This window comes from Rhodoferax sp. LS1P39 (genome assembly GCF_056521425.1).
On sequence record NZ_JBWMAV010000004.1, the window covers coordinates 207810 to 234631 of the forward strand.

Below are 26822 nucleotides of genomic sequence, written 5' to 3' on the forward strand. Positions count from 1 at the left end.
GTTCCGCGCCCGGCGCGCCAGCCCCCACAGCCCAACCTGCGGCGTGGGGGCTTTTTTACGCCCGTGGGGACACGCGCTGAAAAGCCCGAATCCGTTGGGTATGCTATGAAGAAAGTAGCGCGTCACGCTTATAGAATAAGCGCCAGAGGCCGATTGGGTGCTGAATTAAGCCTCTTCCACCCCCAGTCCCACCCGCATCTGCGCCCGCTGGGCCACCTGGCTCCACTTGGCGATTTCATCGCTCACCAGCTGCTGTAGCTGCTCCGGGGTGCTGGTTTGCACGCGGGCCCCGTCGGCGGCCATGCGGGCGACCAGGTCGGGGTCTTGCAACACGGTGTTCAGGGCGGTGTTCAGCGCGGCTACTACGTCGGGTGGCGTGCCTGCCGGGGCAAACAGGGCGTACCACTGCGTCAGCTCCACGCCCGGCACGCCTTGCTCGGCCAGGGTGGGCACGTCGGGCAGGCCGGGCAGGCGCTCGGGTCCGGCGACCGCCAGGGCGCGCAACTTGCCGCTGTGCAGGTAGGGCTGGGCAGTGAACAGGCTGGGGAACATCAGTTGCGTGCTGCCGCGCACCGTGTCGGCAATGGCCGGGGCGGCTCCGGGGTAGGTGTGGCCGCGCAGGGTGGTGCCTGCATTCAGGTTGAACAGCTCGGCGGCAAAGTGGGGTGCGGTGCCGGTACCGGCGCTGGCGTAGCCAAACGGCTGGCTGCGGGCCTGGGCGATCAGATCGGGTACGTCGCGCACCGGCAGCTCGGCGTTGACCACCAGCAGGGTGGGCGAGTAGCCGATCAGGCCCACCGGGCAAAAGCCGCCCAGCGGGTCGTAGCGCAAACCTTCCAGCGCCGGGTGGATGCCGTGGGTGGCGATGTAGCCAAACAGCAGGGTCTGACCGTTGGGCGCGGCGGATGCCACGTATTCACAGGCCACGCTGCCGTGGGCTCCGGCGCGGTTGTCGATGTGCACGCTCTGGCCCAGCAGGGGCGATAGCTTGCGGGCCAGGGCGCGGGCAATGGTGTCGTTGCCGCCGCCTGCGCTGGTGGGCACGATGATGCGGATGCTGGTGTCGGGTGCGGCCTGGGGTGCCAGGGCCGTGGTGTCCTGCGGAAACACATAGCTGGGAAGTTGCAACTGGCCCTGCAAAATCTTGCGGGCGGTGCGTACCAGGGCGGCGCGCTCCACCTGGGCGGCTTCGCCCACGCCCACCACTTCCACCTCGATGTCGATCTGCCCCGCCGGATGCAGCACCACCAGTGGGCGCTTGCCCGACGGTGTACTGGCACCACTGGCTACGGTGCCGGGCAAGGCGAAGGCGGTGGCCACGCCGATCGCGCCGGTGACGGCGTGCGAGGCGTGGCAGCGGCGCGGCGTGAAGTAGCGCGAGGTGATGCTGTTGGCATCGTCCCCGGCGCTGACCAGCACCGGCTTGGGCACCACGCTGTCGGACACATCGCCCAGGCCCATGCGCGTGCCTGCCACCCGGCGCATGGCCTCGATGCGCTCCAGCAAGGCGGTGTTGGCATCTAGCTGCGCCGGGCGTTCGCGGCCCGTGAGGCCCAGGTCGGCAGCGCGCATGACCATCAGCGGCATGGCGGCATCGATGCAGGTGACCTCGATGCCGTCGATGGTATCGATGCGCTGGCCGGTGGGGAACAAGTGGCCGGTGACCGCGCCCCAGGCATCCAGAAAGTTCAGCAGGATGGGCGCTGCCGTACCCGCCACACCGTCGATGCGGGCATCGCCCTCGTAGGTGACCACGCCGCCCGGGGTGCACACCGTCACGTCGATGCAGGCACCGGTGTTGACGTTGTAGACGCGGGCGGTGGTGTGGCCGTCTTGCGCGGCGATCAGGCCCTGCTCGATGGCAAAGGGCACCACGCCGGCCAGCATGTTGCCGCAGTTGGGCCGGGTGTCCACCGACTGGTGGCCCACGCCCACCTGGGCGAACAGATAGTCCACATCGCAGCCCGGCTGCTGCGAGCGCGAGACGATGGCGACCTTGCTGTTGAGCGTGCTGCCGCCGCCCAGGCCGTCGAGCTGCAGCGGGTCGGACGCGCCTATGGCCCCGATCAGCGCCTGGTCGCGCGCTTCGGTGCCCTCGGGCAACCATTCGCGCAGAAAGAACGGGCCGCGCGAGGTGCCGGAGCGCATCAGCACGCAGGGGATGTTGCGGTTGACCATGGGGATCAGTCGGCTTGCAGTTTGGCTTGCTGGACCACGCGTTTCCAGCGGGCCAGGTCGGACTTCACCAGTTCGGCCAGTTGCTCGGGCGTGCTGGATTCGACATCGGCCCCGTGGCCTTCGATGCGGGCGATGGTTTCCTTGTCGGCCAGCACCTGGTTCAGGGCGGCGTTGAGTTTGGCGATCACGTCCTTGGGCGTTTTGGCGGGGGCGAAGAAGGCATACCACTGGTCGACTTCCACGCCTTCGATGCCCAGCTCTTTGAGCGTGGGCACGTTGGGCAGCAGGGGCGAGCGCTTGGGGCCGGCAATCGCCAGGGCCTTGAGCTTGTCGGACTTGACGTAGGGCAGGGCGGTGAACAGGCTGGGGAACATGACCTGGGTTTGCCCGCCAATGGTGTCGGTGATGCCGGGGGCCGCGCCCTTGTAGGGCACGTGCAGCGGGTTGGTCTGGGTGGCCAGCTTGAACAGCTCAGCCGCAAAGTGCGGAGCCGTGCCATTGCCTGCCGAGGCGATGCTGAACTTCTCGGGCGTGGCCTTCATCAGGGCCACCAGTTCCTTCACGTCCTTGGCTTTGACGCTGGTGTTCATCACCATCAGTGTGGGGGAGTAGCCCACGCGGCCCACCGGCTCGAAGCTGGTGATGGGGTCGTAGCGCAGTTTTTGCAGCGCCGGGTTCATGGCGTGGGTGGCCACGTAGCCAAACATCAGCGTGTTGCCATCGGGCGCAGCGCGGGCCACCATCTCGGCGGCAATGGCCCCGTTGGCCCCGGCTTTGTTCTCGATGATGACGGTCTGGTTCAGCACCAGGGCCAGCTTTTGGCCGATGGTGCGGGCCATGGCATCGTTGCCGCCACCGGCGGCGGTGGGCACCACGATGGTCAGCGGTTTGTCGTTGGCGGCGAAGGCAAGGCTGCTGCTGGCCAGCAGTACGGCGGTGGTGAGGGTTTTGAACAAGCGTGTCTCCTGGTGTTAAGGGGTGTGGCTGGGGCCACTGGCACGATTGTTGTTGCTGCACGCCGTGCAGTAAATTGCAGTTTTTTAATCGATTGGTGCACGGCGTGCATTGGTCGCAAAGCGGGAGCTCTGCCAGCAGGTTACGCTAGATAGCGCGCTGCCGGTTGGCTCAGCGACAGGTTGGGCCCCAGCTTGGCGCGGGCCGCACCCAGGGCGGCCCAGTCGGCGGCATCGGGCAGGGAGGGGATGGTGATCAGCTCGTGCCGGTCCAGGCCCACCAGGGCGGCATCCACCATGGCACCGGCATCCATCACCATCCCGGCGGGGAAGTGCGCCAGGTCCATACCGGCGCGCTCCCAGATTTCGGTACGCGTGGCACCCGGCAGCACGGCCTGCACCTGGATGCCGTGGGGGCTGGCTTCGGCGTGCAGGCTTTGCGTGAGGCTGAGCACATAGGCCTTGCTGGCGCTGTAGCTGGCGTTGAAGGTCTCGGGGGCCAGGGCCACCACCGAGGCAATGTTCACCAGGGTGCCCTGGCCGCGCGGCACAAAGCTGGCCAGCGCCGCTGCCGCCAGCCGGGTGAGGGTGACCACGTTGAGCTGCACCATGGTGTCCACGCTGTCGATGTCCGACTCGGCCAGCGTGCCGTTGCTGGCGACACCCGCGTTGTTCACCAGCAGGGTAATGGCGGCATCGCTGCGCAGGCGCTGCTCGATGCGGGCCACGTCGGCCTTGGCGGTCAGGTCGGCGGGCAACACCTCGACCTGCACGCCGTGGGCGCTGCGCAGCCGGGCGGCCAGGGCTTCGAGCCGTGTCAGGTCGCGGGCGACCAGCAGCAGGTGGTAGCCGCGCTGGGCCAGGCGGTCGGCATAGACCGCGCCGATGCCGGTGGATGCGCCAGTGATGAGGGCGGTGCCGAGAGAAGAGGAGGCCATGGTGTGCTTTCAGAAGTTGGTTTTTATATGACGGTCGTCATGATTGAATTATATGTTGACCGTCATATAAAATGTCAAGCATTCTTATTTTTCTGAGGAGACGACCATGAAAGTCAGCCGCGAACAAGCCACCGAGAACCGTGAACGCGTGCTGGGCGTGGCGGCGCAGCTGTTCCGCGAGCGGGGTTTTGCCGGTGTGGGCCTGGCCGACATCATGAAAACCGCCGGGCTGACCCACGGCGGCTTTTACGGCCAGTTCAGCTCCAAAGACGATTTACTCGCCCAGGCCAGCACCCGGGCGTTCGAGGGCGGTACAGCCTGGTGGAACCAGATGGCGGCGGATGCGCCCGACCAGCCGCTGCAGGCGATCAGCGCAGCCTATTTGTCCACGGCCCACCGCGACCAGCCCGGCCAGGGCTGCTGGGTGGCGGCTTTGGGCTCCGAGGTGGCGCGCCAGTCGGCCCCGGTGCGCCGGGCGGTGACCGAGGGCATCCAGGCCATGGCCGAGATGCTGGCCCAGTGGATGCCGGGCCGCTCCAAAGCCGCCCAGCGCGAGAAGGTCCTGGCCACCTATGCCGCCATGGTGGGCGCGCTGGTGCTGGCGCGGGCGGTGGACGATGCGGCGCTGTCGGAAGAGATCTTGCAAGCCGTGGCGCGCAGCACGTCCAAGGCCTAGTTTTATGCATAAAAAAAAGCTGCCTGCGCTTATCGGGTAAGCACAGGCAGCTATTGATTTGGGAGCATTTCTGCTCCCGGATGGCTAAGTCGGTTTAGACCACCTTGGCGATCGACGCGCAGACGTAGTCGATGTTCTTGCTGTTCAGCGCGGCCACGCACATGCGGCCGGTGTCGGTGCCGTACACGCCGAATTCTTCGCGCAGGCGCACCATCTGGTCCTTGCTCAGGCCGGAGTAGCTGAACATGCCGATCTGCTGGGTGATGAAAGACATGTCTTGCTTCACACCGGCAGCCTTCAGGCCATCGACCAGCTTTTGGCGCATGGCCTTGATGCGCACGCGCATTTCGCCCAGCTCGCCTTCCCACTGGGCACGCAGCGCAGGGGTGTTGAGCACCGTGGCCACGACCGTCGCACCGTGGATTTGCGGGTTGCTGTAGTTGGTGCGGATGCAGATCTTGAGCTGGCTCAGCACGCGGCTGGCTTCTTCCTTGGACTCGCACAGTACGGTCAAAGCGCCCACGCGTTCGCCGTACAGGCTGAAGCTCTTGCTGAACGAGGTGGACACAAAAAAGCTCAGGCCCGCGGCCACAAACTTGCCGATGACCGCACCGTCTTGCTCGATACCGTAGCCAAAGCCCTGGTATGCCATGTCCAGGAAAGGGGTCAGCTTGCGCGCCTTGACCACTTCGACCACCTGGTCCCACTGGGCGGCGGTGATGTCGTAACCCGTGGGGTTGTGGCAGCAGGCGTGCAGGACCACGATGGTGCCCGCCACGGCGGCGTTCAGCGAGGCCAGCATGCCGTCGAAGTTCACACCCCGGGCGGCCGCGTCGTAGTAGGTGTAACTTTCGACCTCAAAACCGGCGTTCTGGAACAGGGCGCGGTGGTTTTCCCAGCTGGGGTCGCTGATCATGACCTTGGCGTTGGGGCTGAGCTTCTTCAAGAAGTCGGCGCCAATCTTCAGGCCGCCGGTGCCGCCAATGCCTTGCACGGTGACCGCACGGCCCGAGGTGACGGGCTCGGACTCGGCACCAAACACCAGGCCCTTGACCGCAGAGTCGTAGGCCGCCACGCCGTCGATGGGCAGGTAGCCGCGCGGCTTGGGCGCGTCGGTCATTTGCTTTTCCACGGTTTGCACGCAGGCCAGCAGGGGCAGTTTGCCGTTGTCGTCGAAGTACACGCCCACGCCCAGGTTGACCTTGTTGGGGTTGGTGTCGGCATTGAATTGCTCGTTCAGGCCCAGAATCGGGTCGCGCGGTGCCATTTCGACGGCGGTAAACAGTGACATGGAAAAATCCTTTGGGGGTTGTCAATAGCGGCTTGCCCGCGTCTACGGGCAGCCGCGAATTTTAGCTGCCGTGGCGCGAGGCCTTGCAACCCGTACTCTTGCTTACTTCCTTTAACTATTTTTTTGATAGCTGCTTGCGCTTATCGGATAAGCACGAGAGCCTGATTTGTCGCCTATTCAGGATTGAAGCTTGCGATCCCAGCTTTACAGCACGGCGGCGGGCTTCTCACCCCGTTCGTAGACCACATGGGCCCGCCCCACAATCAAGGTGTCCAATTTACCCACCCGCCCCAGGTCTTTGCTGGTGGAGGGCAGCTTGTGGAGCACATAACGCATCGCGTTGAGCCGTGCCCGCTTCTTGCAGTCGCTCTTGATGACGGTCCAGGGTGCTTCGGCGGTATCGGTCTCAAAGAACATGCCTTCCTTGGCCCGGGTATAGTCGTCCCACATGTCGAGGGATGCCAGGTCGATGGGGCTGAGCTTCCACTGCTTGAGCGGATGGGATTCGCGCTCCTTGAACCGGCGGCGCTGTTCCTTGCGGCTGACCGAAAACCAGAACTTGATCAGATGCACGCCGCTGCGCACCAGATGCCGCTCGAACTCGGGGGCCTGGCGCATGAATTCGGCATATTCCTCGTCTGAGCAAAAGCCCATCACGCGCTCCACCCCCGCCCGGTTGTACCAGGAGCGGTCGAACATCACGATCTCGCCCACCGAGGGCAGGTGTTGCACATAGCGCTGGAAGTACCACTGCCCCCGTTCCAGTTCGGTGGGCTTTTCCAGGGCCACCACCCGCGCACCCCGGGGGTTGAGGTGCTCCATAAAACGCTTGATCGCGCCACCCTTGCCCGCAGCATCGCGCCCCTCAAACAAGATCACCACGCGCTGCTTGGACTCTTTCACCCAGGCCTGCAGTTTGAGCAGTTCGACCTGCAGGCGGAACTTTTCCTTCTCGTACGTGCTGCGCCGCATCAGGTGGCGGTAGGGGTAGCCGCCTTCGCGCCAGTCGTCGGACAGGATGTCGTCGGGGTGCTGGCGCCCGCTGGACGTGGGCATGCCGTTCTCGAGGGCTTTTCTCAATGCCAGGCGGTCATCGTCCGATGCGCCTTCCAGCAAGGCGCGCAGGGCGGCGGCTTTATCGCCTGCGCCGCCAGTACCTTCAATCACCGACAACACCGCCGCCAATTGCTTGCCCTGCGCCGCCAGTACTGCTTCGCTGGCCACCTCGTCGGCCAGCGGCAGCAGCGCGGTGGAGTCGACCGTGTCGCCCTGCGCCACCTTGCGCTGGACCGAGCGGGCACCCCGCGCAGCGGCTGCACGTTTTGGCGCAGCCGTTGCAGGCTTTGATTTTGGTTGTCCAGATGTCGGGCTCACTCCAGCCATGGGTATATCTCCACGCGTTACCCCGGGGCACATGCACCACGCAATCCCCGGACCACACCAGTTTGCTGGCTAGCCGCTTGCATGGATTTGATCCATGTCAAATGCCTGGCTGCAATCGCTATAGATTTTTTATTGTGTATACCCGGCCAAGCCACCCCACGGAGGTTGTGGACGCAGGCCCGTGGGTGCCCAGGGGGCGCCCCCAGTCCTATACAGTGTCGGGTTTGCCGTAACCATCCTGCCGGTGGTTGTGCTGCCCCGGAGCCCGCGCCCATGACCGAAATCGTCTCTTTGTACCCGTCGACCTCGCCCGAGCAGCCCGAAGGCGAGTTTGTCAGCTTCCCCGGCTCGCCGTTCGAGCTGTTCATGCCGTACCCGCCCGCAGGCGACCAACCCGAGGCGATCCGCCAACTGGTGGAAGGCGTAGGCGACGGCGAGGTATTCCAGACCCTGCTGGGCGTGACCGGCTCGGGCAAGACCTTCACCATGGCCAATGTGATCGCCCGGCTGGGCCGCCCGGCCATCATTTTTGCGCCCAACAAGACGCTGGCCGCGCAGCTGTACAGCGAGTTCCGCGAGTTCTTTCCGAAGAACGCGGTGGAGTATTTCGTCAGCTACTACGACTACTACCAGCCCGAGGCCTATGTGCCGCAGCGCGACCTGTTCATCGAAAAAGACAGCGCCATCAACGAGCACATCGAGCAGATGCGCCTGAGCTGCACCAAGAGCGTGCTGGAGCGGCGCGACGTGGTCATCGTGGCCACGGTGTCGGCCATCTACGGTATCGGCCAGCCCGAGGCCTACCACCAGATGGTGATGACGCTGCGCCATGGCGACAAGATGGGCCAGCGTGACGTGATCGCCCAGCTCATCCGCATGCAGTACCAGCGCAACGACATGGAGTTTTCACGCGGCATGTTCCGGGTGCGCGGCGACACCATCGATGTGTTTCCGGCCGAGCATTCCGAGTTGGCCATCCGCATTGAGCTGTTTGACGACGAGATCGACAGCCTGCAGCTGTTTGACCCGCTCACCGGCCGCATCCGCCAGAAGATTCCGCGCTTCACCGTCTACCCCAGCAGCCACTACGTGACCCCGCGCGACAAAGTGCTGGCCGCCGTGGAAACCATCAAGACGGAGCTGAGCGACCGGCTCAAAGAGCTGGTGGGCATGGGCAAACTGGTGGAGGCGCAGCGGCTGGAGCAGCGCACCCGGTTCGACCTGGAAATGCTCACCGAGATCGGCCACTGCAAGGGCATCGAGAACTACACCCGGCACTTGAGCGCCGCGCTGCCCGGCATGCCGCCGTCCACGCTCACCGACTACCTGCCCAAAGACGCGCTGATGTTCCTGGACGAAAGCCACATCCTCATCGGCCAGTTTGGCGGCATGTACAACGGCGACCGGGCGCGCAAGACCACGCTGGTGGAATACGGCTTTCGCCTGCCCAGCGCGCTGGACAACCGCCCGCTGAAGTTCGAAGAGTTCGAGACCAAGATGCGCCAGGCGGTGTTCGTATCCGCCACGCCCGGCAACTGGGAAAAAGAACACACCGGCCAAGTGGTGGAGCAACTGGTGCGCCCCACCGGCCTGGTCGATCCGCAGGTGGAAGTGCGCCCCGCTACCCACCAGGTGGACGATGTGCTGCAGGAGATCCGCATCCGCGTGGACAAGAGCGAGCGCGTCTTCATCACCACGCTGACCAAGCGCATGGCCGAGCAACTCACCGACTACCTGACAGAAAACGGCGTGAAAGTGCGCTACCTGCACAGCGATGTGGACACGGTGGAGCGGGTGGAAATCCTGCGCGACCTGCGCCTGGGCACCTTCGACGTGCTCGTCGGCATCAACCTGCTGCGCGAGGGCCTGGACGTGCCCGAGGTGTCGCTGGTGGCGATTCTGGATGCCGACAAGGAGGGTTTTTTGCGCTCCGAGCGCTCGCTGATCCAGACCATAGGCCGGGCCGCCCGCAACCTGAATGGCCGGGCCATTCTGTACGCCGACAAGGTCACCGACTCGATGCGCAAAGCCATCGACGAGACCGAGCGCCGCCGCACCAAGCAGATCGCCCACAACCTCGCGCAGGGCATTACGCCGCGCAGCATCATCAAACAGGTGAAAGACCTGATCGACGGCGTGTACAGCGAAAAGTCAGGCCGCGAAGCCGAGAAGCTGGCCCAAGACGCGATCCAGCGCGCCAAGGTGGAAGACATGGGCGAAAAAGACATTGCCCGCGAAATCAAGCGGCTGGAAAAGCTGATGCTGGAGCACGCCCGCAACCTTGAATTCGAAAAAGCTGCCCGGGTGCGCGACCAGTTGGCGGTGCTCAAAACCCAGGCATTTGGGGCATCGGGGCACGACAACATTGCCGTGGGAAACTAATCGTTCTAAAATAAGACCGGTCAGTATGCTTACCCGACGAATTCGATAGGCTTCTCTGCTATAATCGTTTCTGTCAATAAATAAAAACCAGAAGTTGAGGGTGGCTACCGTGACATAAACACGGAAGCACGCTGGAGGAAGCGGAGGTAAGACTGGCCCAGGCCGGTTTTAGTTCCATGTGTAACCCCAGTACTGCCTATAAGAGGCGCGCGGCCACCGTGCGCCCCAAGGCCCACTAAAACAGGAGCTTGCGATGCGACTCACCACTAAAGGCCGTTTTGCGGTCACCGCCATGATTGATCTGGCCCTGCGCCAGAACAACGGCCCCGTCACGCTCGCGGCGATTAGCCAGCGGCAACAAATCTCCCTCTCGTACCTTGAGCAACTGTTCGGCAAACTGCGCCGCCACGAGCTGGTCGAGTCCACCCGTGGCCCCGGCGGCGGCTACACCCTGGGCCGCAAAGCCACCGACATCACCGTGGCCGACATCATCGTCTCGGTGGACGAGCCGATGGACGCAACCCAGTGCGGCGGCAAGGAAAACTGCCTGGGCGAAGCCGGTCGTTGCATGACGCACGACCTGTGGGCCTCGCTGAACACCCGCATGGTCGAGTTCCTGGACTCGGTGAGTTTGCAAAAGCTGGTGGACGAGCAGCTCGCCAAGGGCGTGCAAATCGAAAGCAAGCCCATGGTCAAGCGCGCCATCTCCAGCATGCCAGTGGTCAAGCCCATGCGCATCACCGGACCGAATTCGGTGTTTGCCCTCGGGAATGTGTTCGCCAAGTCCTGATTTTTTCATAGTGCTTTTTTAAAGCCAGCCTTCACCCATAGTTTCTGAGAGCTAGCCAATGGATACCCCACACTTCCCCATCTACATGGACTACAGCGCCACCAACCCCTGCGACGAGCGGGTGGTGGATGCCATGATTCCCTGGTTGCGCGAACACTTCGGCAACCCCGCGTCGCGCAGCCATGCATGGGGCTGGGAGGCGGAAGCAGCGGTGGAGAAAGCCCGCGAACAGGTGGCCGCGCTGATCGGTGCCGACCCGCGCGAAATCGTCTGGACCTCGGGTGCCACCGAATCCAACAACCTGGCGCTCAAGGGTGCGGCGCATTTCTACAAGACCAAGGGCAAACATATCATCACGGTCAAGACCGAGCATAAAGCCGTGCTCGATACCTGCCGCGAGCTGGAGCGCCAAGGCTTTGAAGTGACCTACCTGGACGTGCAGGCCGACGGCCTGGTCGATCTGGAGGCCTTCAAGGCGGCCATCCGCCCCGACACCATTCTGGCCAGCGTGATGTTCGTGAACAACGAAATCGGCGTGGTCCAGGACATCGCCGCCATCGGTGCCATCTGCCGCGAAAAGGGTGTGATTTTCCACTCCGACGCTGCACAAGCCACCGGCCGTGTCGAGTTCGATTTGTCGAAGATGCCCGTCGATCTGATGAGCCTGACATCGCACAAAACCTATGGCCCCAAAGGCATAGGCGCATTGTTCGTACGCCGCAAGCCGCGCATCCGCCTGGAAGCGCAAATGCACGGCGGCGGCCACGAGCGCGGTATGCGCTCCGGCACCTTGCCCACGCACCAGATCGTCGGCATGGGCGAGGCCTACCGTATCGCCAAGGAAGAAATGGCGGTTGAAAACGTACGCATCCAGGCCTTGCACGACCGCATGCTGGTCGGTTTGAAAGACGTGGAGCAGGTCTTCATCAACGGCCACGAAACGCAACGCGTGCCGCACAACCTGAACATGAGCTTCAACTACGTCGAAGGCGAGTCGCTGATCATGGGCATCAAGGGTTTGGCAGTGTCCAGTGGTTCGGCTTGCACGTCGGCCAGCCTGGAACCCAGCTACGTGCTCCGCGCCCTGGGCCGCAGCGACGAGCTGGCCCACAGCAGCCTGCGCATGACCATTGGCCGCTGGACCACCGAGGCCGACATCGACTACGCGGTCGATACCATCAAGGTCAACGTGGCCAAGCTGCGCGACCTGAGCCCTTTGTGGGAAATGTACCAAGATGGCATCGACATCAGCACCATCCAATGGTCTGCCCACTGATTTGAATTGAAGAGGTAAACACCATGGCATACAGCGAAAAAGTGGTAGACCACTATGAGAACCCCCGCAACGTCGGTTCGTTTGAAAAAGGCGACGACAGCGTAGGCACCGGCATGGTCGGCGCACCCGCCTGCGGCGACGTGATGAAGCTGCAAATCAAGGTCAACCCCGTGACCGGCGTGATCGAAGACGCACGTTTCAAGACCTACGGCTGCGGCTCGGCCATCGCGTCCAGCTCGCTGGTCACCGAATGGGTCAAGGGCAAAACCCTGGACGAAGCGGCGGCGCTGAAAAACAGCCAGATCGCCGAAGAACTGGCGCTGCCCCCGGTCAAGATCCACTGCTCCATCCTGGCCGAAGATGCCATCAAGGCAGCTGTCAGCGACTACAAGCAAAAACACGCTGCGGCGGCGGCCCAGGTCCACTGAACATGGCTGTCACGCTGACTGAGGCCGCTGCCCGGCATGTCACCCGCTACCTGGCCAAACGCGGCAAGGGCGTGGGCGTGCGCCTGGGTGTCAAAACCACGGGTTGCTCGGGCCTGGCCTACAAGCTGGAGTACGTGGACGAATTCGCCCCCGAAGACGTGATTTTCGAAGGCCACGGCGTCAAGGTGCTGGTCGATCCGAAGAGCCTGGCCTACATCGATGGCACGCAGCTCGACTTTGTGCGCGAAGGCCTGAACGAAGGCTTCAAGTTCGAAAACCCGAACGAGCGCGACAAATGTGGCTGCGGAGAGAGCTTCCGAATCTAACGGCAGCGCTCCGAACACCAACCGCCCGTGCCTTGTGTGCTGGCGGTTTTTTCTTGGCATGTATGAACCTCCAATCCAACGACTTCGAGCTGTTTGACATCCCCGCGCAGTTCACGCAAGACCTCGCCGCCATGCAGGCCCGCTGGCAGGCCTTGCAGCGCGAGGCGCACCCGGACCGCTTTGCCGCCCAGGCAGGTGCCGCGCAGCGCGTGGCCATGCAGTGGTCGGTGCGCATCAACGAAGCCTGGGCGCGGCTTAAAGACCCGCTCAAGCGTGCGGCCTACCTGTGCGAACTCCATGGCGCGCCCATCCAGGCCGAGAACAACACCGCCATGCCCGGTGCTTTTTTGGTGCAGCAGATGGAATGGCGCGAGGCCCTGGACGATGCCAACGGCGCCGCCGCCCTGGAGACGCTGAACACCGAAGTGCTGCAAGCCCGCCGTGACGGCCTGGCCCGGTGCGCCCAGTTGCTGGACGAGACCCGTGACTACGCCGCTGCCGCCCAGCAGGTGCGGGCGATGATGTTCATCGAGCGCTTTGCCCGCGATGTGGACGATGCTATTGATCGCCTGTGACAATCATTGATTAACTGAAAAATTCCATGGCGCTTCTCCAAATCTCCGAACCCGGCCAGTCGCCCGACCCGCACCAGCGCCGCCATGCCGTCGGCATCGACCTCGGCACCACCCACTCGCTGGTAGCGACCGTGCGCAGCGGCGAAGCCGTGTGCCTGCCCGACGAACACGGCCGCGTCATCCTGCCCAGCGTGGTGCGCTACCTGGCGGGCGACAAACGCCAGATCGGCCATGACGCACTCGCCGCGCAGGCCAGCGACCCCGAAAACACCATTGCGTCCGTGAAGCGCTTCATGGGCCGTGGCCTGGCCGACATCGCCCAGCGCGAAAAACTGCCCTACGTGTTCATCGACAAGCCCGGCATGGTCGGCCTGCAGACCGCGCATGGCGAGAAGTCGCCGGTAGAGGTGAGCGCCGAGATACTGGCCACCCTGCGTTTCCGCGCCGAAGACAGCTTTCTGGACGACGTATATGGCGTGGTCATCACCGTGCCCGCCTACTTCGACGATGCCCAGCGCCAGGCCACCAAGGACGCGGCGCAACTCGCCGGGCTGAACGTGCTGCGCCTGATCAACGAGCCCACGGCTGCGGCCATCGCCTACGGCCTGGACAACGGCAGCGAAGGCATCTACGCGGTGTACGACCTGGGCGGCGGCACCTTTGACATCAGCATCCTGCGCCTGAGCCAGGGCGTGTTCGAGGTGATTGCCACCGGCGGCGATGCGGCCCTGGGTGGCGACGACTACGACCGCGCACTGGCCGACTGGGTGCTGGCCCAAACCGGCCAGCAGGCCGTCACGGCCTCCGACAAGGTGGCCCTGAACGCCGCAGCCCGCGCATGCAAGGAAGCGCTGTCTGCTACGGATTTGGTAGCTATCCGTGCCGATCTGGCAAGCACAAGCATCCAATTGGATGTGAAGAAATCCGACTTTGAAGCCGCCACCGCCCACCTCACAGCCCGCACCATGGCCGCTGTGCGCAAGGCCCTGCGCGATGCCAAGCTGACCGTCGACGAGGTGCAGGGCACGGTGATGGTCGGCGGCTCCACCCGCATGCCGCAAATCCAGCGCGCCGTAGCCGACTTCTTTGGCCGTGCGCCGCTCACCAACCTGAACCCGGACGAAGTCGTCGCCCTGGGTGCCGCCATCCAGGCCAACCAGTTGGCGGGGAATAGCGGGGCAGGGGACTTGCTGCTGCTGGACGTGATTCCGCTGTCGCTGGGCATCGAGACCATGGGCGGCCTGGTCGAGCGCATCGTGCCGCGCAACCAGACCATCCCCACCGCGATGGCGCAGGATTTCACCACCTACCAGGACGGCCAGACGGCCCTGGCCTTGCACGTGGTGCAGGGCGAGCGTGACCTGGTGGCCGACTGCCGCAGCCTGGCCCGCTTCGAGCTGCGCGGCATCCCGCCCATGGCCGCCGGTGCTGCGCGCATCCGCGTCACCTTCACGGTGGATGCCGATGGCCTGCTCAGCGTGGCCGCCAAAGAGCAAGGTAGTGGCGTGGAAGCGCAAATCACCGTCAAGCCCAGCTACGGCCTGAGCGACGAGCAGATCGCCCAGATGCTGCAAGACAGCTTCCACACCGCCGCCCAGGACATGCAGGCCCGCGCCCTGGTCGAAGCCCGCGTGGATGCCGACCGCATGCTGCTGGCCACCCAGAGCGCGCTGGCGGCGGATGGCGATTTGCTCTCGGAAAATGAGCTATCCACCATCGAAGCTTTGCGTGCCGAACTGGTCCAGGCCAAGCTGCTCACCGATGCCAAACTGGTCGAGGCCGCCACCAAGCAACTGGCCGACGGCACCGAAGGTTTCGCCGCTGCCCGCATGAACCGGGGCATCCAGCACGCCCTGTCCGGTAAAAATATTGAAGCGATCTGACATGCCTATCATCAAAATCCTGCCCCATCCCGAATACTGCCCACAAGGTGCCGAGATCAGCGCGCCCGCGGGCACCTCGATCTGCGAAGCCATGCTGGACAACCACATCAACATCGAGCACGCCTGCGACATGAGTTGCGCCTGCACCACCTGCCACGTCATCGTGCGCGAGGGCTTCCAGTCGCTGGGCGAGCTGGACGAGAACGAAGAAGACCTGCTGGACCGCGCCTGGGGCCTGGAGCCGCAGTCGCGCCTGGGCTGCCAGGCTTTCCTGGCGCAGCAAAATGTGACGGTGGAAATCCCCAAGTACACCATCAACCACGCCAAAGAACTTCACTGATAAAAAAGGCTGCCCGTGCTTATCCCATAAGCGTTAGTAGCTATCAAAAGAATAGTTTATGCGCCAAATCATTCTGGATACCGAAACCACCGGCCTGTCGGCGGCGGGTGGCGACCGCGTGCTGGAAATCGGTTGTGTCGAGTTGCTGAACCGCAAGCTCACCGGCCACCATTTCCACCACTACATCAACCCCGAGCGCGACAGCCACGAAGACGCGCTGCGGGTGCACGGCATCACCACCGAATTTCTGCGTGACAAGCCCAAGTTCGCCGAGATCGTGGACGCGTTCTTGGCCTACTGCCAGGATGCCGAGCTGGTCATCCACAACGCCGCGTTCGACGTCGGCTTTCTGAACAAGGAGCTGGAGCGCCTGGGCAAGCCGCCGCTGAGCCACTTTGTCAGCGGCGTGATTGACACCCTGGCCCTGGCCAAGGAGCTGTACCCCGGCAAGCGCAATTCGCTCGATGCCCTGTGCGACCGCCTGGAAGTGGACCGTTCGGGCCGCGACGTGCACGGTGCCTTGCTGGATGCCGAGCTGCTGTCGCAGGTCTACATCAACCTCACCCGCGGGCAAGATGCTCTGCTGATCGACGTGGGCGATGAAGACACCACCGTGGCCGCCGTGCCGCAGATGGACCTGAGCGGCTTTGTGCTGCCCGTGCTGCAAGCCGATGCAGAAGAGGCCACCGCCCACCAGGATTTGTTGAAACAACTCGATAAATCGAGCGGCGGCAAGACAGTCTGGCGAATCCTCGAAAAAGATGTTGTATAATTTGAGGCTTACCTGATAGCGATTAACAAAGTCGTAGTCAAACGAATATCAGGGCGATTAGCTCAGGGGTAGAGCACTGCATTCACACTGCAGGGGTCGCAAGTTCGAAACTTGCATCGCCCACCAATTGAAGCCTTCCAAACCTATGCGTTTGGAAGGCTTTTTTCATTTCCGAACGCATTCAGCTGGGCGTTGGATCCCATCAGAACTACGTACGGCAGGTGCCTGCCATGTAAACCGCTTCTGTACGGATAGGCATCATTTCGCCTTGCAAGCCGCCTCGCCTTCGTGGTTTGTGCAGATGCGCCGAGTGCACAGTTTGGCTTCGGCCCCCCCCAGGCGCTTGCAGCGTTTGAGCAAGGCGGCGGTACTGTCGCCGCGACGGCGTTCCACGATGTCTGTTTTGTCGGACGCGGCTACGGGCTTTGCGGACCTGGGCGTTGCTTTGGGCTCGGACCGGCTACCGCTGTGGGCCACCAGTGCCGAGATCAAGTCCACATCGTGGTCGCCAGCAGACGCTTTGGCGGTCGCCGCAGGTGTGCTGGACTTGCTGCGTTCTAGCGCTGTTTTACCAGGTTCGGCACGCGCCACGACCGGCTTGGGCTTGGCGGGTGGACGGGGCGCGGGCTTCGCAACCGGGGCGGATTTAAGGGTGTCCGGGGGGACTTCAACGCCCGCTTCCAATACCGTCGACAACGGGCTTGCATCGCTTTGGGGGGTGATGGGCGCGGCACTGGTATCGGTAATGGTGGCGGCCAACTGGGGTGCTGGCGCAGTTTCGGTTGGCGTGGGGGCCTCGTGTTTCGCATCGGCAGCAGAAGGCAAGGGCGCTACGGCGGGTGCGCTGGTGGCGACCTGAACCGTGTCAGCGCCTGTCTGGTTCGGGCGGCCGAGCAGTCCCCAGGCGACAGCCATCACACCGAGGCCCAGCACTAGCAAAGCCAGTCGCTTTTTTTTCGGCTGCGTGACCCCCGCTGAACTGCCTCCCACGCTGCCCAGAATTCGGGTGTGGTCTGTACCCCCCGTGCTGGTAGGCGACAGCAGACTGGGTCTTGTTGAGCTGGGTTTGGGGGCGGCGGGCTGCTGCAAAATGTATATTCCTAAATTATGGCAAAAGCAGGACTTTTAGTGTTTTTTATCGCGTTTGGCTTTTGCTTTGTATTCGCTTGCTTTGTAGCTTGGATGATTCTATTCAGGTCCGAGCGCGAGAAGTTTGTGCGCTGGTCTAGGTTTATAAATGAAAAAATGTATACCAGCATACAACGCATTGGCAGATTAAACAGTCAAAATATGGCCCAGGCCAGGGTGTCGGTAAAGGCCAGACGCTCGGAAGTGTTCCAAGGTATGCGACGCCACTACCTGTTGTGGGTGGGCGGAATTGCCTTGCTGGCACTGCCACCCTTGGCTGCTTGGCTTTTTAGTAACCAATTGATGCTGGAAGGGTTTGAGGACACTGGGAGGGATGCCAATTTGCAGGTATCAGAGTTGCTTAAGGGCGAACTATTGGTGCCTCCGCCGCCGCTGCCGCCCGAGTTTTTTACGTCCAAAGAGGTGGAGTTGGTGCGGCCGATGCTGGTGACCGCTAGCCGCAACTGGCAATTGCTCAATAGCGATTACAGCCAGCGGCTGCTGTTGGTGTTCAAGATCATGAAGGAAAAGCACGGTTACGACATGGCAATTCTGGAAGGCTACCGCAGCCCGGAGCGGCAGAACATGCTGGCGGCAATGGGAACCCATGTGACGAATGCTGCGGCTTTCCAGAGCTACCACCAGTATGGGTTGGCGGCCGATTGCGCTTTCATGCGCGACGGCAAGTTGGTTATCAGTGAAAAGGATCCTTGGGCCATGGAAGGCTACCGTTTGTATGGCGAGGTGGCCGAATCGGTGGGGCTGACCTGGGGTGGGCGTTGGAAGATGATGGATTTCGGCCATACCGAACTGCGTTTACCAGGCGTTCTGAAAAGACCTTGAAGGGTTATGAAAAAGCAAGCCAGGCGCTGGAGGCCTGCAATGCCGCAGGCGGACTTTTGCCGTCAACAAGGCACAACACAGGGGAAAAAAATGGGTAAAGGGTTTATTGTTTTGGGTGACAAGACTTCGCACGGGGGCAGCGTAGTGTCGGCTTCCGGCATGTCCACCACGGGCGGCATTGGGGTGGCACGGGTGGGCGACAAAGTGACGTGTCCAATCAAGGGCCATGGAACCAACACCATCGTCACGGGCGATGCCACGGTGGTCGTGGATGGCGCAGCCGTGGCGCGTGACGGCGACAAAACGGCTTGTGGTGCGACGCTGATCGCCAGCCAGGCTTCGACCACCTCTTGAGGTTTTGTCTTTTTTTATGCCCATGCCTCCTGTGAAAGCCACATGCTGATGATTGCCTGGCTGAAACGTAGCGCCCTGGTGCTATTGGTGTTCGTGGCTGTGTGGGTGCTGATGCTGGTGTACTGGACCAGCATGCACCGTCTACCAACCACGTCGGAAATCTTGCTGTACATGTTGTTGTTGCCAGCGGGCTTTTTGCTCGGCATCTGGCTGGTTCGTAAAGCGGGCGCGTTGCTGGCTGCCAGTTGGGCGGCCCAAGCGGCCCGCGCCCAGGCACCCTTGGCGGCCGAAGCGCCTGCGCTCGTGCCCGATGTATCCCACGAGCGGGCTTGGACTCTGGCCGTCCTGGCCACCGCACTGCGCGCGCCGCACGGGGATTCCGCCGATGCGCTTGCTGCTGCATTGCAATCCGGGGAAGCCCGTTTGGGATTGGATCGCGAGCTGAAAGCCAACGGCTTTCCCGTCAAAGTCGGCCGCGTGCCTGGTGTGGACGGGGCGGCCTGCGCCGAGCGACTCGATGCATGGCAAGCCGCCGCCGGTAAACCGGTGGGGATGTGGTCGGAGGAGCAGTTGCGCGCTTTGGCCATGGCACACGATGTGTTGCTGGAAGTTGCCCCCTTGCTGACGCAGCATCCGCTTCTGGCGGCTTATGCCAGCGTTTCGCAAGACCAGCGCAGCACGATCGCCTTGCCCATGCTGCAGCTGTTGGCGGTATGGCCCAGCCGTTGGACCTTGGCCGAACGCCAGGTGGCTTCCCTGTGGTTAACCCACCTGTTGGAAGAGCAGGGCTGGCCTGCAGAAAAAGTGCTGCCCAGTCCCTTGGGCAGCAGTGGGACGGTGGAGCCTTTGGCCTTGATCGACAGTGTGTCGGTGCACAGCCACCGCCAAGACATTCCCTGCCTATGCCTGGTCCTGGCCAGCGAGTCGTTTGTGGGTGAAGAGAGTGTGGACGCGTGGGAGCAGGCGGGCCAACTGCGCCGCGACAAAGTCGATGGTGGACAAACCCCTGGCGAGGGTGCGGTTTGTTTGCTTTTGGGTGATACCCAGCAGGCCCAGCACATGGCAGATTTGGCACCGGCGAGCTTGCACCGCGCCGCGTTGGGGCGGCGCGACAAATCTGCCGATGCCACAGGGCGCATCGGCGGTGCACTGCTGGAGCAGTTGGTGCAACACGCCTTGCAGGCGGCCGGGGTTGAGCACGCGCAGGTCAACTGGTTGGTGGCCGATAGCGACCACCGCCGTCTGCCCGAGCTGATGGTTCTGGACCAGACGGTATTTCCTGATCTGGACATGAAAAAGCAATGCCTCAAGATTGCCGCAGATTGCGGCAGTGCAGGTGCCGTGTCGGCACTGACGGCGCTGGCCGTTGCCCATTTCGAGGCTACCGCCAACGCAGCGTGTGTGGTGTGCGTGGGCAGCCAGGACGCTTTTGACCGCGCCGCCGTCGTGGTCCGCCCCTGGGCTGCCGAGGCAGGCAGCGCTTAACAATCCATTTACAACGAAGATTTTTCGGTTTGAACATGCAACGAATTTGGCAATTTTTGACCAACACAAATACCTTGGTGGTGATCGGCTTTGCCGCCCTGGCGGGGTTCCTTTTTCTAGGTGCCAGCGCCATACAGGTGGCGGCCATCTGGGCAGTGGGCCTGCTGGCGCTGGCGGTCGTGCTGTGGTTGGTCTACCGTGGGTGGAAGTTCTGGCGCGCCAAGCAGGCATCGGCTGAGTTGGGTGACATGCTGGAGCGCCAAGCCGATAAAGCTCCGGGCAAAGCCAGCAACTTTCAGCGGGATGAGGTGGAGGCCATTCGCAAACGCATGCTGGATGCGATTGCCACCATCAAAACCTCCAAGCTGGGTTTGAGCTCGGGTGCTGCCGCCTTGTACGAATTGCCCTGGTACATGGTGATTGGCAACCCGGCAGCGGGTAAAAGTACCGCCATCGCCAACTCGGGCCTGCAGTTTCCCTTGGCCGACAAGCATGGCAAGATCATCCAAGGGGTGGGCGGTACGCGCAACTGTGACTGGTTCTTTACCACCGACGGCATTTTGCTGGACACCGCCGGGCGCTATTCGGTGTACGACGAAGACCGTGCCGAATGGTTTAGCTTTTTGAGTTTGCTGAAGAAAAATCGCAAACAGGCGCCGATCAACGGCATCATCATTGCGGTCAGCATTGCCGAGCTGACCGGCAGCCGACCCGATATCGCCATCAACCTGGCCAAGAGCTTGCGGGCCCGGGTGCAGGAGCTGACCGAGCGGCTGGAGGTGTTTGCACCGGTGTATGTGATGTTCACCAAGGCAGATCTGATCACCGGTTTCAACGAGTTTTTTGCCGGTAGCGAGAGCGCTGAAAGTGACCGCGTATGGGGTGCCACCATGCCCTATGCCCGCCACAGCAGTGGTCAGCAGATTCTGGACTTCTTCGACACCCGTTTCAATGAACTGCATGACGGTCTGAAGCATGTGGGCCTGGCCAGCATGTCCATGCACCGCAGCGGCCAGTTGCCTGCGGGCGTACTGGCCTTTCCGCTGGAGTTTGCCGCGATCAAGGGCGCGTTGCGCTCGTTCATCGCCACGCTGTTTGAAGAGAATCCTTACCAGTTCAAGCCGGTGTTTCGTGGCTTCTACTTCACCAGCGCATTGCAGGAGGGCCGCGCGATCGGCAGCTCGGCGCAACGGATTGCCGAGCGGTTTGGACTGCAGTTGCAGCCGCAGCAGCAGGTTGAGGCCGCCTCCCAGCGCGGCTTTTTCTTGTTAAACCTTTTCAAGCAGGTGATTTTTGCCGACAAGCAGTTGGTGGCCCAATACGCCAGCCCGGCCAAGACAAAGCTGCGCTACGTGACGTTTTTTGTCGCGACAGCCCTGGTCGGTCTGGCCTTGGGTGGGTGGAGCTGGTCATACGTGGGCAACAAGCAGCTCACGGCCAATGTGCAGGCCGATCTGGACAAGGCGGTCAAGCTGCAGGACAAGCGCTTTGATCTGCAATCCCGCTTTGAGGCGCTGGAAATCCTTCAGGACCGGATCGAACAGCTCAGCAAACTCCATGCGAACCCGCCGCTGTCTTTGGGCCTGGGTCTGTACCAGGGTGACCTGCTGGAGCGCAAGCTGCGCGAGGAATATTACGCAGGCATCCGCGAAGTCATGCTGAACCCGGTGGTGGCCAATATCGAATCCTATCTGGCCGAGGTGAACAACGGTGCCGACAAGCTGCAGCCGATGTCGCGGCCGCCACAGTTTGCCGGTGTTTCTGCGACCGCAGCAGAGGTCGGCAAACCCGCGGCAGGCAATACGCCCTACCAGGATGTGTCTCCAGCCAGTGTCGAAGATGCCTACAACGCGCTCAAAACCTACCTGATGCTGGGCGATAAATCGCGGGCCGAGTCCAGCCATTTGAACGACCAGATCACCCGCTTCTGGCGCAGCTGGCTGGAGAGCAACCGTGGCAGCATGCCGCGGGAGCAGATGATCCGCAGCGCCGAGCGCCTGATCAGCTTCTCGCTGGAGCAGATCAGCGACCCCTCCTGGCCGCTGATGGACAGCAAACTCTCGCTGGTGGACCAAACCCGTGAAAACCTGCGCCGCGTGGTGCGCGGCATGCCCGCCCGCGACCGGGTGTATGCGGATGTCAAGGCGCGTGCATCCACCCGCTTCCCAACCATGACGGTGGCCCGCATCGTCGGCGACCAGGACAAGGAACTGGTGGTGGGCAGCTACGCCATTCCTGGTACTTTCACCCGCGAAGCCTGGGAGAAATTTGTCGAAGAGGCGTTCAAGGATGCTGCCAACAAAGAATTGCAGAGCGCCGACTGGGTATTGAAGACAGCCTCCAAAGACGACCTGACGCTCGAAGGCAGCCCCGAGCAAATCCAGAAGGCCCTGGTCAACCAGTACAAGGCCGAATACGCCAAGGAGTGGCAGAAGTTTGTGCAGGGCGTGGCGATTGCGGACCTGGGTGGGTTTGAGTCGGCAGTGACGGCCATGAACCGCCTGGGCGACCCGCTGACATCGCCCATCCAGAAGATCGTCAACACGGTGTACCAGGAAACGTCCTGGGACAATCCTTCGCTGGTCAACGCTGGCCTTAAAAATGCCCAGACGGGCGTGATTGGCTGGTTCAAGCAAACCATCCTGGGCCAGGCACCGGTGCCGGTCAACGTCAATGTCAACCTGGCCACCGCCGAAATTCCGATGGGGCCGGTAGGCAAGGAGTTTGCGGGCGTGGCCAAGTTGGTGGTGGCCAAGGACAAAGATGCCTCGCTGATGCGCGGATATATGGAAGCCCTGTCCAAGCTGCGTACCCGCTTCAACCAGATCAAGAACCAGGGCGACACCGGCCCCGGGGCCAAACAGCTGATGCAGCAAACCCTGGAAGGCGGCAGTTCCGAGCTGTCCGACGGCTTGAAGTATGTGGACGAGCAGATGCTTACCGGCATGTCCGACTCCCAGAAGCAGGCCATCCGTCCGCTGCTGGTGCGCCCCTTGATCCAGGCTTTCATGGTGATCATCCCGCCCACCGAGGCCGAGATGAACAAAGTCTGGCTGGCCCAGGTGTACGAGCCCTTCCAGAAGTCCCTGGCAGGTAAGTACCCGTTTGCGACCCAGTCCAAGATCGAGGCCAACAGCGCCGAGATTGCCGCCATCTTTGGTTCGGACGGTGCGATTGCCAAGTTCGTCACCACGTCCATGGGCCCCCTGGTGGTGCGCCGCGGCGATGCGCTGTCGCCCAAGACCTGGGCCAATATGGGGGTCAATCTGTCGCCCGCCGTGGTTACCAACTTCTCGACCTGGGTGGCTCCGCAAGGCGGCGGCGGGGCTGCGGGGGGCGCGGGCGCTGCGCCTGCCGAAGCGCAAACCGTCTTCCAGATCCAGCCCTTGCCAGCGCCGGGCACCACCGAGTACACAGTCGAAATCGACGGCCAGGTGCTGCGCTACCGCAATACCCAAACCCAGTGGACCAATTTCATCTGGCCTAACGCGCAAGGCGTGCCCGGTGCCAAGGTCACAGCCGTCACCTTCGATGGCCGCACGGTCGAAGTCGCCAACGAAACCGGGCGATTTGGTTTGGAGCGCTTGATCAATTCGGCCACCCGCAAGCGCAAGGACGGCGGTGTGTTTGAACTCAGCTGGACCAATGCTGGCACGACCGTGTCGGTAGACCTCAAAATTATCAGCAGCGCACAAGTGTCGGGTTCCACCTCGGACAAGGGCACCACGCCCACCCTGCGTGGAGCGACCCTGCCTGAAACCATTGCCGGAGGGCCGCCCGTGCCGTCTCCCACGGTAGCGGCGCCGCAGGCCGCGGCCTCCGGTACTGTCCCGGCATCGCCACGCAACGCAGGAGGGGTGCAATGAGCAGCATGACCACACCGATCAAGCTGGGCTACTTCGGCAAAGTGCCGTCGCGTGGCGATTTCATCAAGGCCACTGACAACAGCACCCTGATCAGCCTGCTGGACCAATGGCTGGCGCAAACCATGGAGATGCTGTCGGCCGATCCGCGCTGGAAGCTGATCTACGACAGCATGCGGCCCTTGCATTTTGTGTTCATGGGGCCCCGCAGCAAGCGCGCCATCGCGGGCCATCTGTGCGCCAGCACCGATATGGCCCAGCGGCGTTTTCCGTTCTTGTCGATGGCCACCATGGACGTGGAGCAGCCGGTCCACTTCGTGAAGCGCAGCCCCATGGTGTTGTCGCGCCTGTGGACCCGCCTGGAGCTGCATACAGCCCAGGTACTGGGCGCGCCAGACCCCGCTCTGGCACTGCAAAGCCTGGCCGCCACCACGGTGGATCTGGAGCTCAACACCACCGGTTATGACGCGGCTTTTGCCGATTTCATGGACATGCAAACCATCGCCGGGCTGAACGCACTGCTGGCGCAATCCGGCTTTACCGGCAACGCCCGCCAGTTGATCCTGGCCCTGGGAATTTTGCTGCAGCCGGTGATGGCCAGCAGCTCCAGCCGCCTGGAAAAAAGCCTGGTGCTGCCCTTGCCAACCGATGCCATGTACCGGCCCCTGGTGGCCACCTTCTGGATGCATTTGATTGCCCCATTTTTGCAGCGGGCCGACTTCGAACTGGCCTTGTTCCTCACCTCGGTGCACGGCAAGCCGAGCATGGTGCTGGGTTTTGGGGGGGCCTCGGCGCGTACCTTGCACGCCATCATCGACCCGGCGGTGGGCGACGAGCAGCACATCACCCTCGATGCCGCCGACTGGATTGAAGAACAGCTGGCGGGCGACTACGGCGCGAGCAAGTTGTCCAGCTACCTGGCCTTGCCCGACCTGTCCCTGAAATCAGCGCACGACTCGTTCTGTGAAGCGTTTATTGGAGCCTGACGCCATGCGTTGTTTGTGGATTTCCCTGTTACTTGTCTCACTGTCTGCGGCGGCGCAGACGGTGGCCCCCCCCGTGGCCACGCCGACCCCCGGCCAGGTTCTGGTAACCGGCACCGTGCCCGACGAGGCCACCAAGGCCAGCGTGCTGGCCAGACTGCGGGAGTTGTACGGTGCCGATAAAGTGGTGGACCAGATTGCGATTGGCGCGGTGGTCATGCCTCCCAACTGGAGCAGCCATGTCGGCAAGCTCATCGGCCCCAACCTCAAGCTGATCAGCCGCGGCCAGCTCAAGATCGACGGCACCGCGGTGGGCCTGCAGGGCGAGGTCTCCAACGAGGCGCAACGCCAGCAAATCGCCAGCGAGATCGCCACCAGCCTGAACCCCACCTACACCGTGGCCAATGGCCTGCGGGTCTCTGCATCCGAGCAAGGCATGCTGGACAGCACCTTGGGCAACCGCATTGTCGAGTTCGAAAGCGGCCAGGTGAACCTGACCCCGGCGGGCAAAGGCATCCTGGACGAAATGGCTGTCGCCCTGCAAAAACTCAAAGACCGCAAGGTGGAGATCATCGGCCATACCGACGACAAGGGCCTGCGTGCCAGCAACCTGGCCTTGAGCCAGGCCCGGGCCGATGCGGTCAAGGCCTATCTGGGCAGCAAGGGCATCAACACGGCGCTGCTGAAGACCTCGGGTCAGGGGCCCGACCGCCCGGTGGCAAGCAACGACTCGATGGACGGACGGGCGCGCAACCGGCGCATTGAGTTCCGGATTGCCCAGTAACGGGCACTATGGCTGCGCCTGCAGGGCTCAGTGCTCGTCGGGTGTTGGAGCCTGCACGCCCAGCAGCTCCTCGATGTGCGCCATGGACGCAGCATCCTTGACCACAGATTTAAGCCAGGCATGCAGGGGCAGGTCACCCCAGTGGGCGGCTTTCTCCGCCAGGTAGGCCACCGGGCTGTGGGGCTCGGTTTCCCGGAAAAACTCGGCCACGGCGCGCAGCTGCGCGATAGCCTGGGCGCGGTTCTGGATGGGGCCGTGGCGCGTGGTGGTGGTGGCCGGTGCTTCACCGATGTCGGCCTCCGGCGCGGTGGCTTCCAGCGGAGTGGCGCTGGGAGACTTGATGCCGGTGTCTGCCGCAAAGCGCGTGATGGTGCGCATTACCTGCTCCAACATGTCTTTGGCGGCTGAAAAACCGGGCCCGTCGGCACCCAGCCGGGCATCGACCGATTGCTCCATCTGCCGCAGCGCATCCAGGCAGTACTGCGAATCGGCCAGCAGCTCCTCATAAAACTTGCGTGAGCTTTTGCGGCGCGCGGCTTCCAGCGTGGCCAGCTTCACCCCTTCTTCGGGTTTGCCGCCCGCAGCGGCAATCTTTTCGGCCTGGGCCGCCCGCGTGCGCGCTGCGTCAAAGTCGGCGCTGGAAAAGGCGGTCCCCCGGCCTTCGGTCAACGGCATTTCGCGCACCAATTGCACCGACCGCGCGAGTACCCAGGTCAGGTTGCCGACCCGTACGTCCTGGTCGCCATCGTCTGCCAGGGGGTGCACGTCGTCCCAAAAGTGGTCGCATAGCCCGCTGATCAACTGAAAACCTTCTCCCAGCCCCCGGAATTTGCGCGTCTTGGCGCTGGCCTCGGCCCACCACACCGCAATCCGCAGGTCCTTGCTTTTGGTGCTGAGCAAGCGGCTGCAATGCTTTTCCACGCCCGCCCAATCTGCCTCCTTCAGCGATGTGACCCATTCGCCCTGGTCCAGTGTGGGATCGTCGTAACGTCGGCCTTCGGCAATCGCATCGAAGTCGGCAGAAAACGACAGATCCACGCCGCACGGCTGGGTTTCGCTGAGGGGGGTGAGCAGGCTGGGGACGGCAGACATGGTGGTAGGTATTTTGAACAGATTGCAAAGATTATCTGGTCTTCCGGGGGGACCATGGTTACCAGATGCAGCCGCTGGCCAGGCGGTGCTGGCCGGGAA

The 26822-nt window shown here is 62.8% G+C and carries 23 protein-coding genes and 1 tRNA gene; 17 read left to right on the forward strand and 7 right to left on the reverse strand.

The window, feature by feature from the left end; translation table 11 throughout:
• Nucleotides 1-165 precede the first annotated feature (165 nt).
• The 3 genes from AC097O_RS09570 to AC097O_RS09580 form a co-directional block, all read right to left on the reverse strand.
• The gene (locus tag AC097O_RS09570) at nucleotides 166-2178 is read right to left on the reverse strand and encodes a 4-oxalomesaconate tautomerase (protein ID WP_479592570.1); all 2013 of its coding nucleotides are present in this window, start codon (nucleotides 2176-2178) and stop codon (nucleotides 166-168) included.
• Nucleotides 2179-2183: 5 nt separating this feature from the next.
• The gene (locus AC097O_RS09575) at nucleotides 2184-3134 is read right to left on the reverse strand and encodes a Bug family tripartite tricarboxylate transporter substrate binding protein (RefSeq protein ID WP_479592571.1); all 951 of its coding nucleotides are present in this window, start codon (nucleotides 3132-3134) and stop codon (nucleotides 2184-2186) included.
• A gap of 140 nt (nucleotides 3135-3274) precedes the next feature.
• Nucleotides 3275-4069, reverse strand: a complete 795-nt coding sequence (locus AC097O_RS09580) for an SDR family NAD(P)-dependent oxidoreductase (RefSeq protein ID WP_479592572.1) — start codon at nucleotides 4067-4069, stop codon at nucleotides 3275-3277.
• 106 nt (nucleotides 4070-4175) lie between these two features.
• On the opposite strand from AC097O_RS09580, the gene AC097O_RS09585 reads away from it, so the two are divergent.
• Nucleotides 4176-4745, forward strand: coding sequence for a TetR/AcrR family transcriptional regulator (locus tag AC097O_RS09585; protein ID WP_479592573.1), 570 nt, complete (start codon nucleotides 4176-4178; stop codon nucleotides 4743-4745).
• Nucleotides 4746-4839: 94 nt separating this feature from the next.
• On the opposite strand, the gene AC097O_RS09590 is transcribed toward AC097O_RS09585, so the two are convergent.
• Nucleotides 4840-6036: an amino acid aminotransferase gene (locus AC097O_RS09590; protein ID WP_479592574.1), complete on the reverse strand. Its 1197-nt coding sequence runs from the start codon at nucleotides 6034-6036 to the stop codon at nucleotides 4840-4842.
• Between the two features lie 204 nt (nucleotides 6037-6240).
• Nucleotides 6241-7419 (reverse strand): polyphosphate kinase 2, encoded by a 1179-nt coding sequence (gene ppk2, locus AC097O_RS09595; RefSeq protein ID WP_479592575.1) that lies wholly within the window; start codon nucleotides 7417-7419, stop codon nucleotides 6241-6243.
• A 273-nt stretch (nucleotides 7420-7692) separates the two neighbouring features.
• Here ppk2 and uvrB point away from each other — a divergent pair, with 273 nt between their 5' ends.
• The 10 genes from uvrB (at nucleotide 7693) to AC097O_RS09645 (ending at nucleotide 16317) form a co-directional block, all read left to right on the forward strand.
• Nucleotides 7693-9801: an excinuclease ABC subunit UvrB gene (gene uvrB / locus AC097O_RS09600; protein ID WP_479592576.1), complete on the forward strand. Its 2109-nt coding sequence runs from the start codon at nucleotides 7693-7695 to the stop codon at nucleotides 9799-9801.
• Nucleotides 9802-10054: 253 nt separating this feature from the next.
• Nucleotides 10055-10591 (forward strand): Fe-S cluster assembly transcriptional regulator IscR, encoded by a 537-nt coding sequence (gene iscR, locus AC097O_RS09605; protein ID WP_295955184.1) that lies wholly within the window; start codon nucleotides 10055-10057, stop codon nucleotides 10589-10591.
• 58 nt (nucleotides 10592-10649) lie between these two features.
• Nucleotides 10650-11867, forward strand: a complete 1218-nt coding sequence (locus tag AC097O_RS09610; protein WP_479592577.1) for an IscS subfamily cysteine desulfurase — start codon at nucleotides 10650-10652, stop codon at nucleotides 11865-11867.
• Between the two features lie 23 nt (nucleotides 11868-11890).
• Nucleotides 11891-12295 (forward strand): Fe-S cluster assembly scaffold IscU, encoded by a 405-nt coding sequence (iscU, locus tag AC097O_RS09615; protein WP_315184031.1) that lies wholly within the window; start codon nucleotides 11891-11893, stop codon nucleotides 12293-12295.
• A gap of 2 nt (nucleotides 12296-12297) precedes the next feature.
• Nucleotides 12298-12621, forward strand: a complete 324-nt coding sequence (gene iscA, locus AC097O_RS09620) for an iron-sulfur cluster assembly protein IscA (RefSeq protein WP_315184032.1) — start codon at nucleotides 12298-12300, stop codon at nucleotides 12619-12621.
• Between the two features lie 62 nt (nucleotides 12622-12683).
• Complete coding sequence (gene hscB, locus AC097O_RS09625; RefSeq protein ID WP_479592578.1) at nucleotides 12684-13196, forward strand: Fe-S protein assembly co-chaperone HscB; 513 nt, start codon at nucleotides 12684-12686, stop codon at nucleotides 13194-13196.
• 26 nt (nucleotides 13197-13222) lie between these two features.
• Entirely contained in the window at nucleotides 13223-15079 is a 1857-nt protein-coding gene (gene hscA, locus AC097O_RS09630; protein ID WP_479592579.1) for a Fe-S protein assembly chaperone HscA, read from the forward strand.
• Nucleotide 15080: 1 nt separating this feature from the next.
• A complete protein-coding gene (gene fdx / locus AC097O_RS09635; protein ID WP_315240108.1) occupies nucleotides 15081-15419 on the forward strand; it encodes an ISC system 2Fe-2S type ferredoxin in 339 nt (112 codons plus the stop codon).
• Nucleotides 15420-15477: 58 nt separating this feature from the next.
• Nucleotides 15478-16191, forward strand: a complete 714-nt coding sequence (gene dnaQ / locus AC097O_RS09640) for a DNA polymerase III subunit epsilon (protein WP_479592580.1) — start codon at nucleotides 15478-15480, stop codon at nucleotides 16189-16191.
• Between the two features lie 51 nt (nucleotides 16192-16242).
• A tRNA-Val gene (locus tag AC097O_RS09645) sits at nucleotides 16243-16317 on the forward strand.
• A gap of 132 nt (nucleotides 16318-16449) precedes the next feature.
• On the opposite strand, the gene AC097O_RS09650 is transcribed toward AC097O_RS09645, so the two are convergent.
• Entirely contained in the window at nucleotides 16450-17106 is a 657-nt protein-coding gene (locus AC097O_RS09650) for a hypothetical protein (protein ID WP_479592581.1), read from the reverse strand.
• A gap of 192 nt (nucleotides 17107-17298) precedes the next feature.
• Here AC097O_RS09650 and AC097O_RS09655 point away from each other — a divergent pair, with 192 nt between their 5' ends.
• The 6 genes from AC097O_RS09655 to AC097O_RS09680 all read left to right on the forward strand — a co-directional run bounded on the left by AC097O_RS09655 (nucleotide 17299) and on the right by AC097O_RS09680 (nucleotide 25631).
• Nucleotides 17299-18162 carry a M15 family metallopeptidase gene (locus AC097O_RS09655; protein WP_479592582.1) on the forward strand — a complete coding sequence of 288 codons (864 nt, stop codon included), beginning with the start codon at nucleotides 17299-17301 and terminating at the stop codon, nucleotides 18160-18162.
• A 90-nt stretch (nucleotides 18163-18252) separates the two neighbouring features.
• Nucleotides 18253-18516 carry a PAAR domain-containing protein gene (locus tag AC097O_RS09660; RefSeq protein WP_315184050.1) on the forward strand — a complete coding sequence of 88 codons (264 nt, stop codon included), beginning with the start codon at nucleotides 18253-18255 and terminating at the stop codon, nucleotides 18514-18516.
• 42 nt (nucleotides 18517-18558) lie between these two features.
• The gene (locus AC097O_RS09665; protein WP_479592583.1) at nucleotides 18559-20001 is read left to right on the forward strand and encodes a hypothetical protein; all 1443 of its coding nucleotides are present in this window, start codon (nucleotides 18559-18561) and stop codon (nucleotides 19999-20001) included.
• Between the two features lie 35 nt (nucleotides 20002-20036).
• Nucleotides 20037-23867 carry a type VI secretion system membrane subunit TssM gene (tssM, locus tag AC097O_RS09670; protein WP_479592584.1) on the forward strand — a complete coding sequence of 1277 codons (3831 nt, stop codon included), beginning with the start codon at nucleotides 20037-20039 and terminating at the stop codon, nucleotides 23865-23867.
• Nucleotides 23864-24850 carry a type VI secretion system-associated protein TagF gene (gene tagF / locus AC097O_RS09675; protein ID WP_479592585.1) on the forward strand — a complete coding sequence of 329 codons (987 nt, stop codon included), beginning with the start codon at nucleotides 23864-23866 and terminating at the stop codon, nucleotides 24848-24850. Before tssM ends, tagF begins: the two co-directional genes overlap by 4 nt.
• Nucleotides 24851-24854: 4 nt before the next feature.
• Complete coding sequence (locus tag AC097O_RS09680) at nucleotides 24855-25631, forward strand: OmpA family protein (RefSeq protein WP_479592586.1); 777 nt, start codon at nucleotides 24855-24857, stop codon at nucleotides 25629-25631.
• 27 nt (nucleotides 25632-25658) lie between these two features.
• Here the strand turns inward: AC097O_RS09680 and tssA are convergent, their stop codons facing one another.
• Complete coding sequence (gene tssA, locus AC097O_RS09685) at nucleotides 25659-26723, reverse strand: type VI secretion system protein TssA (RefSeq protein WP_479592587.1); 1065 nt, start codon at nucleotides 26721-26723, stop codon at nucleotides 25659-25661.
• Between the last annotated feature and the right edge of the window lie 99 nt (nucleotides 26724-26822).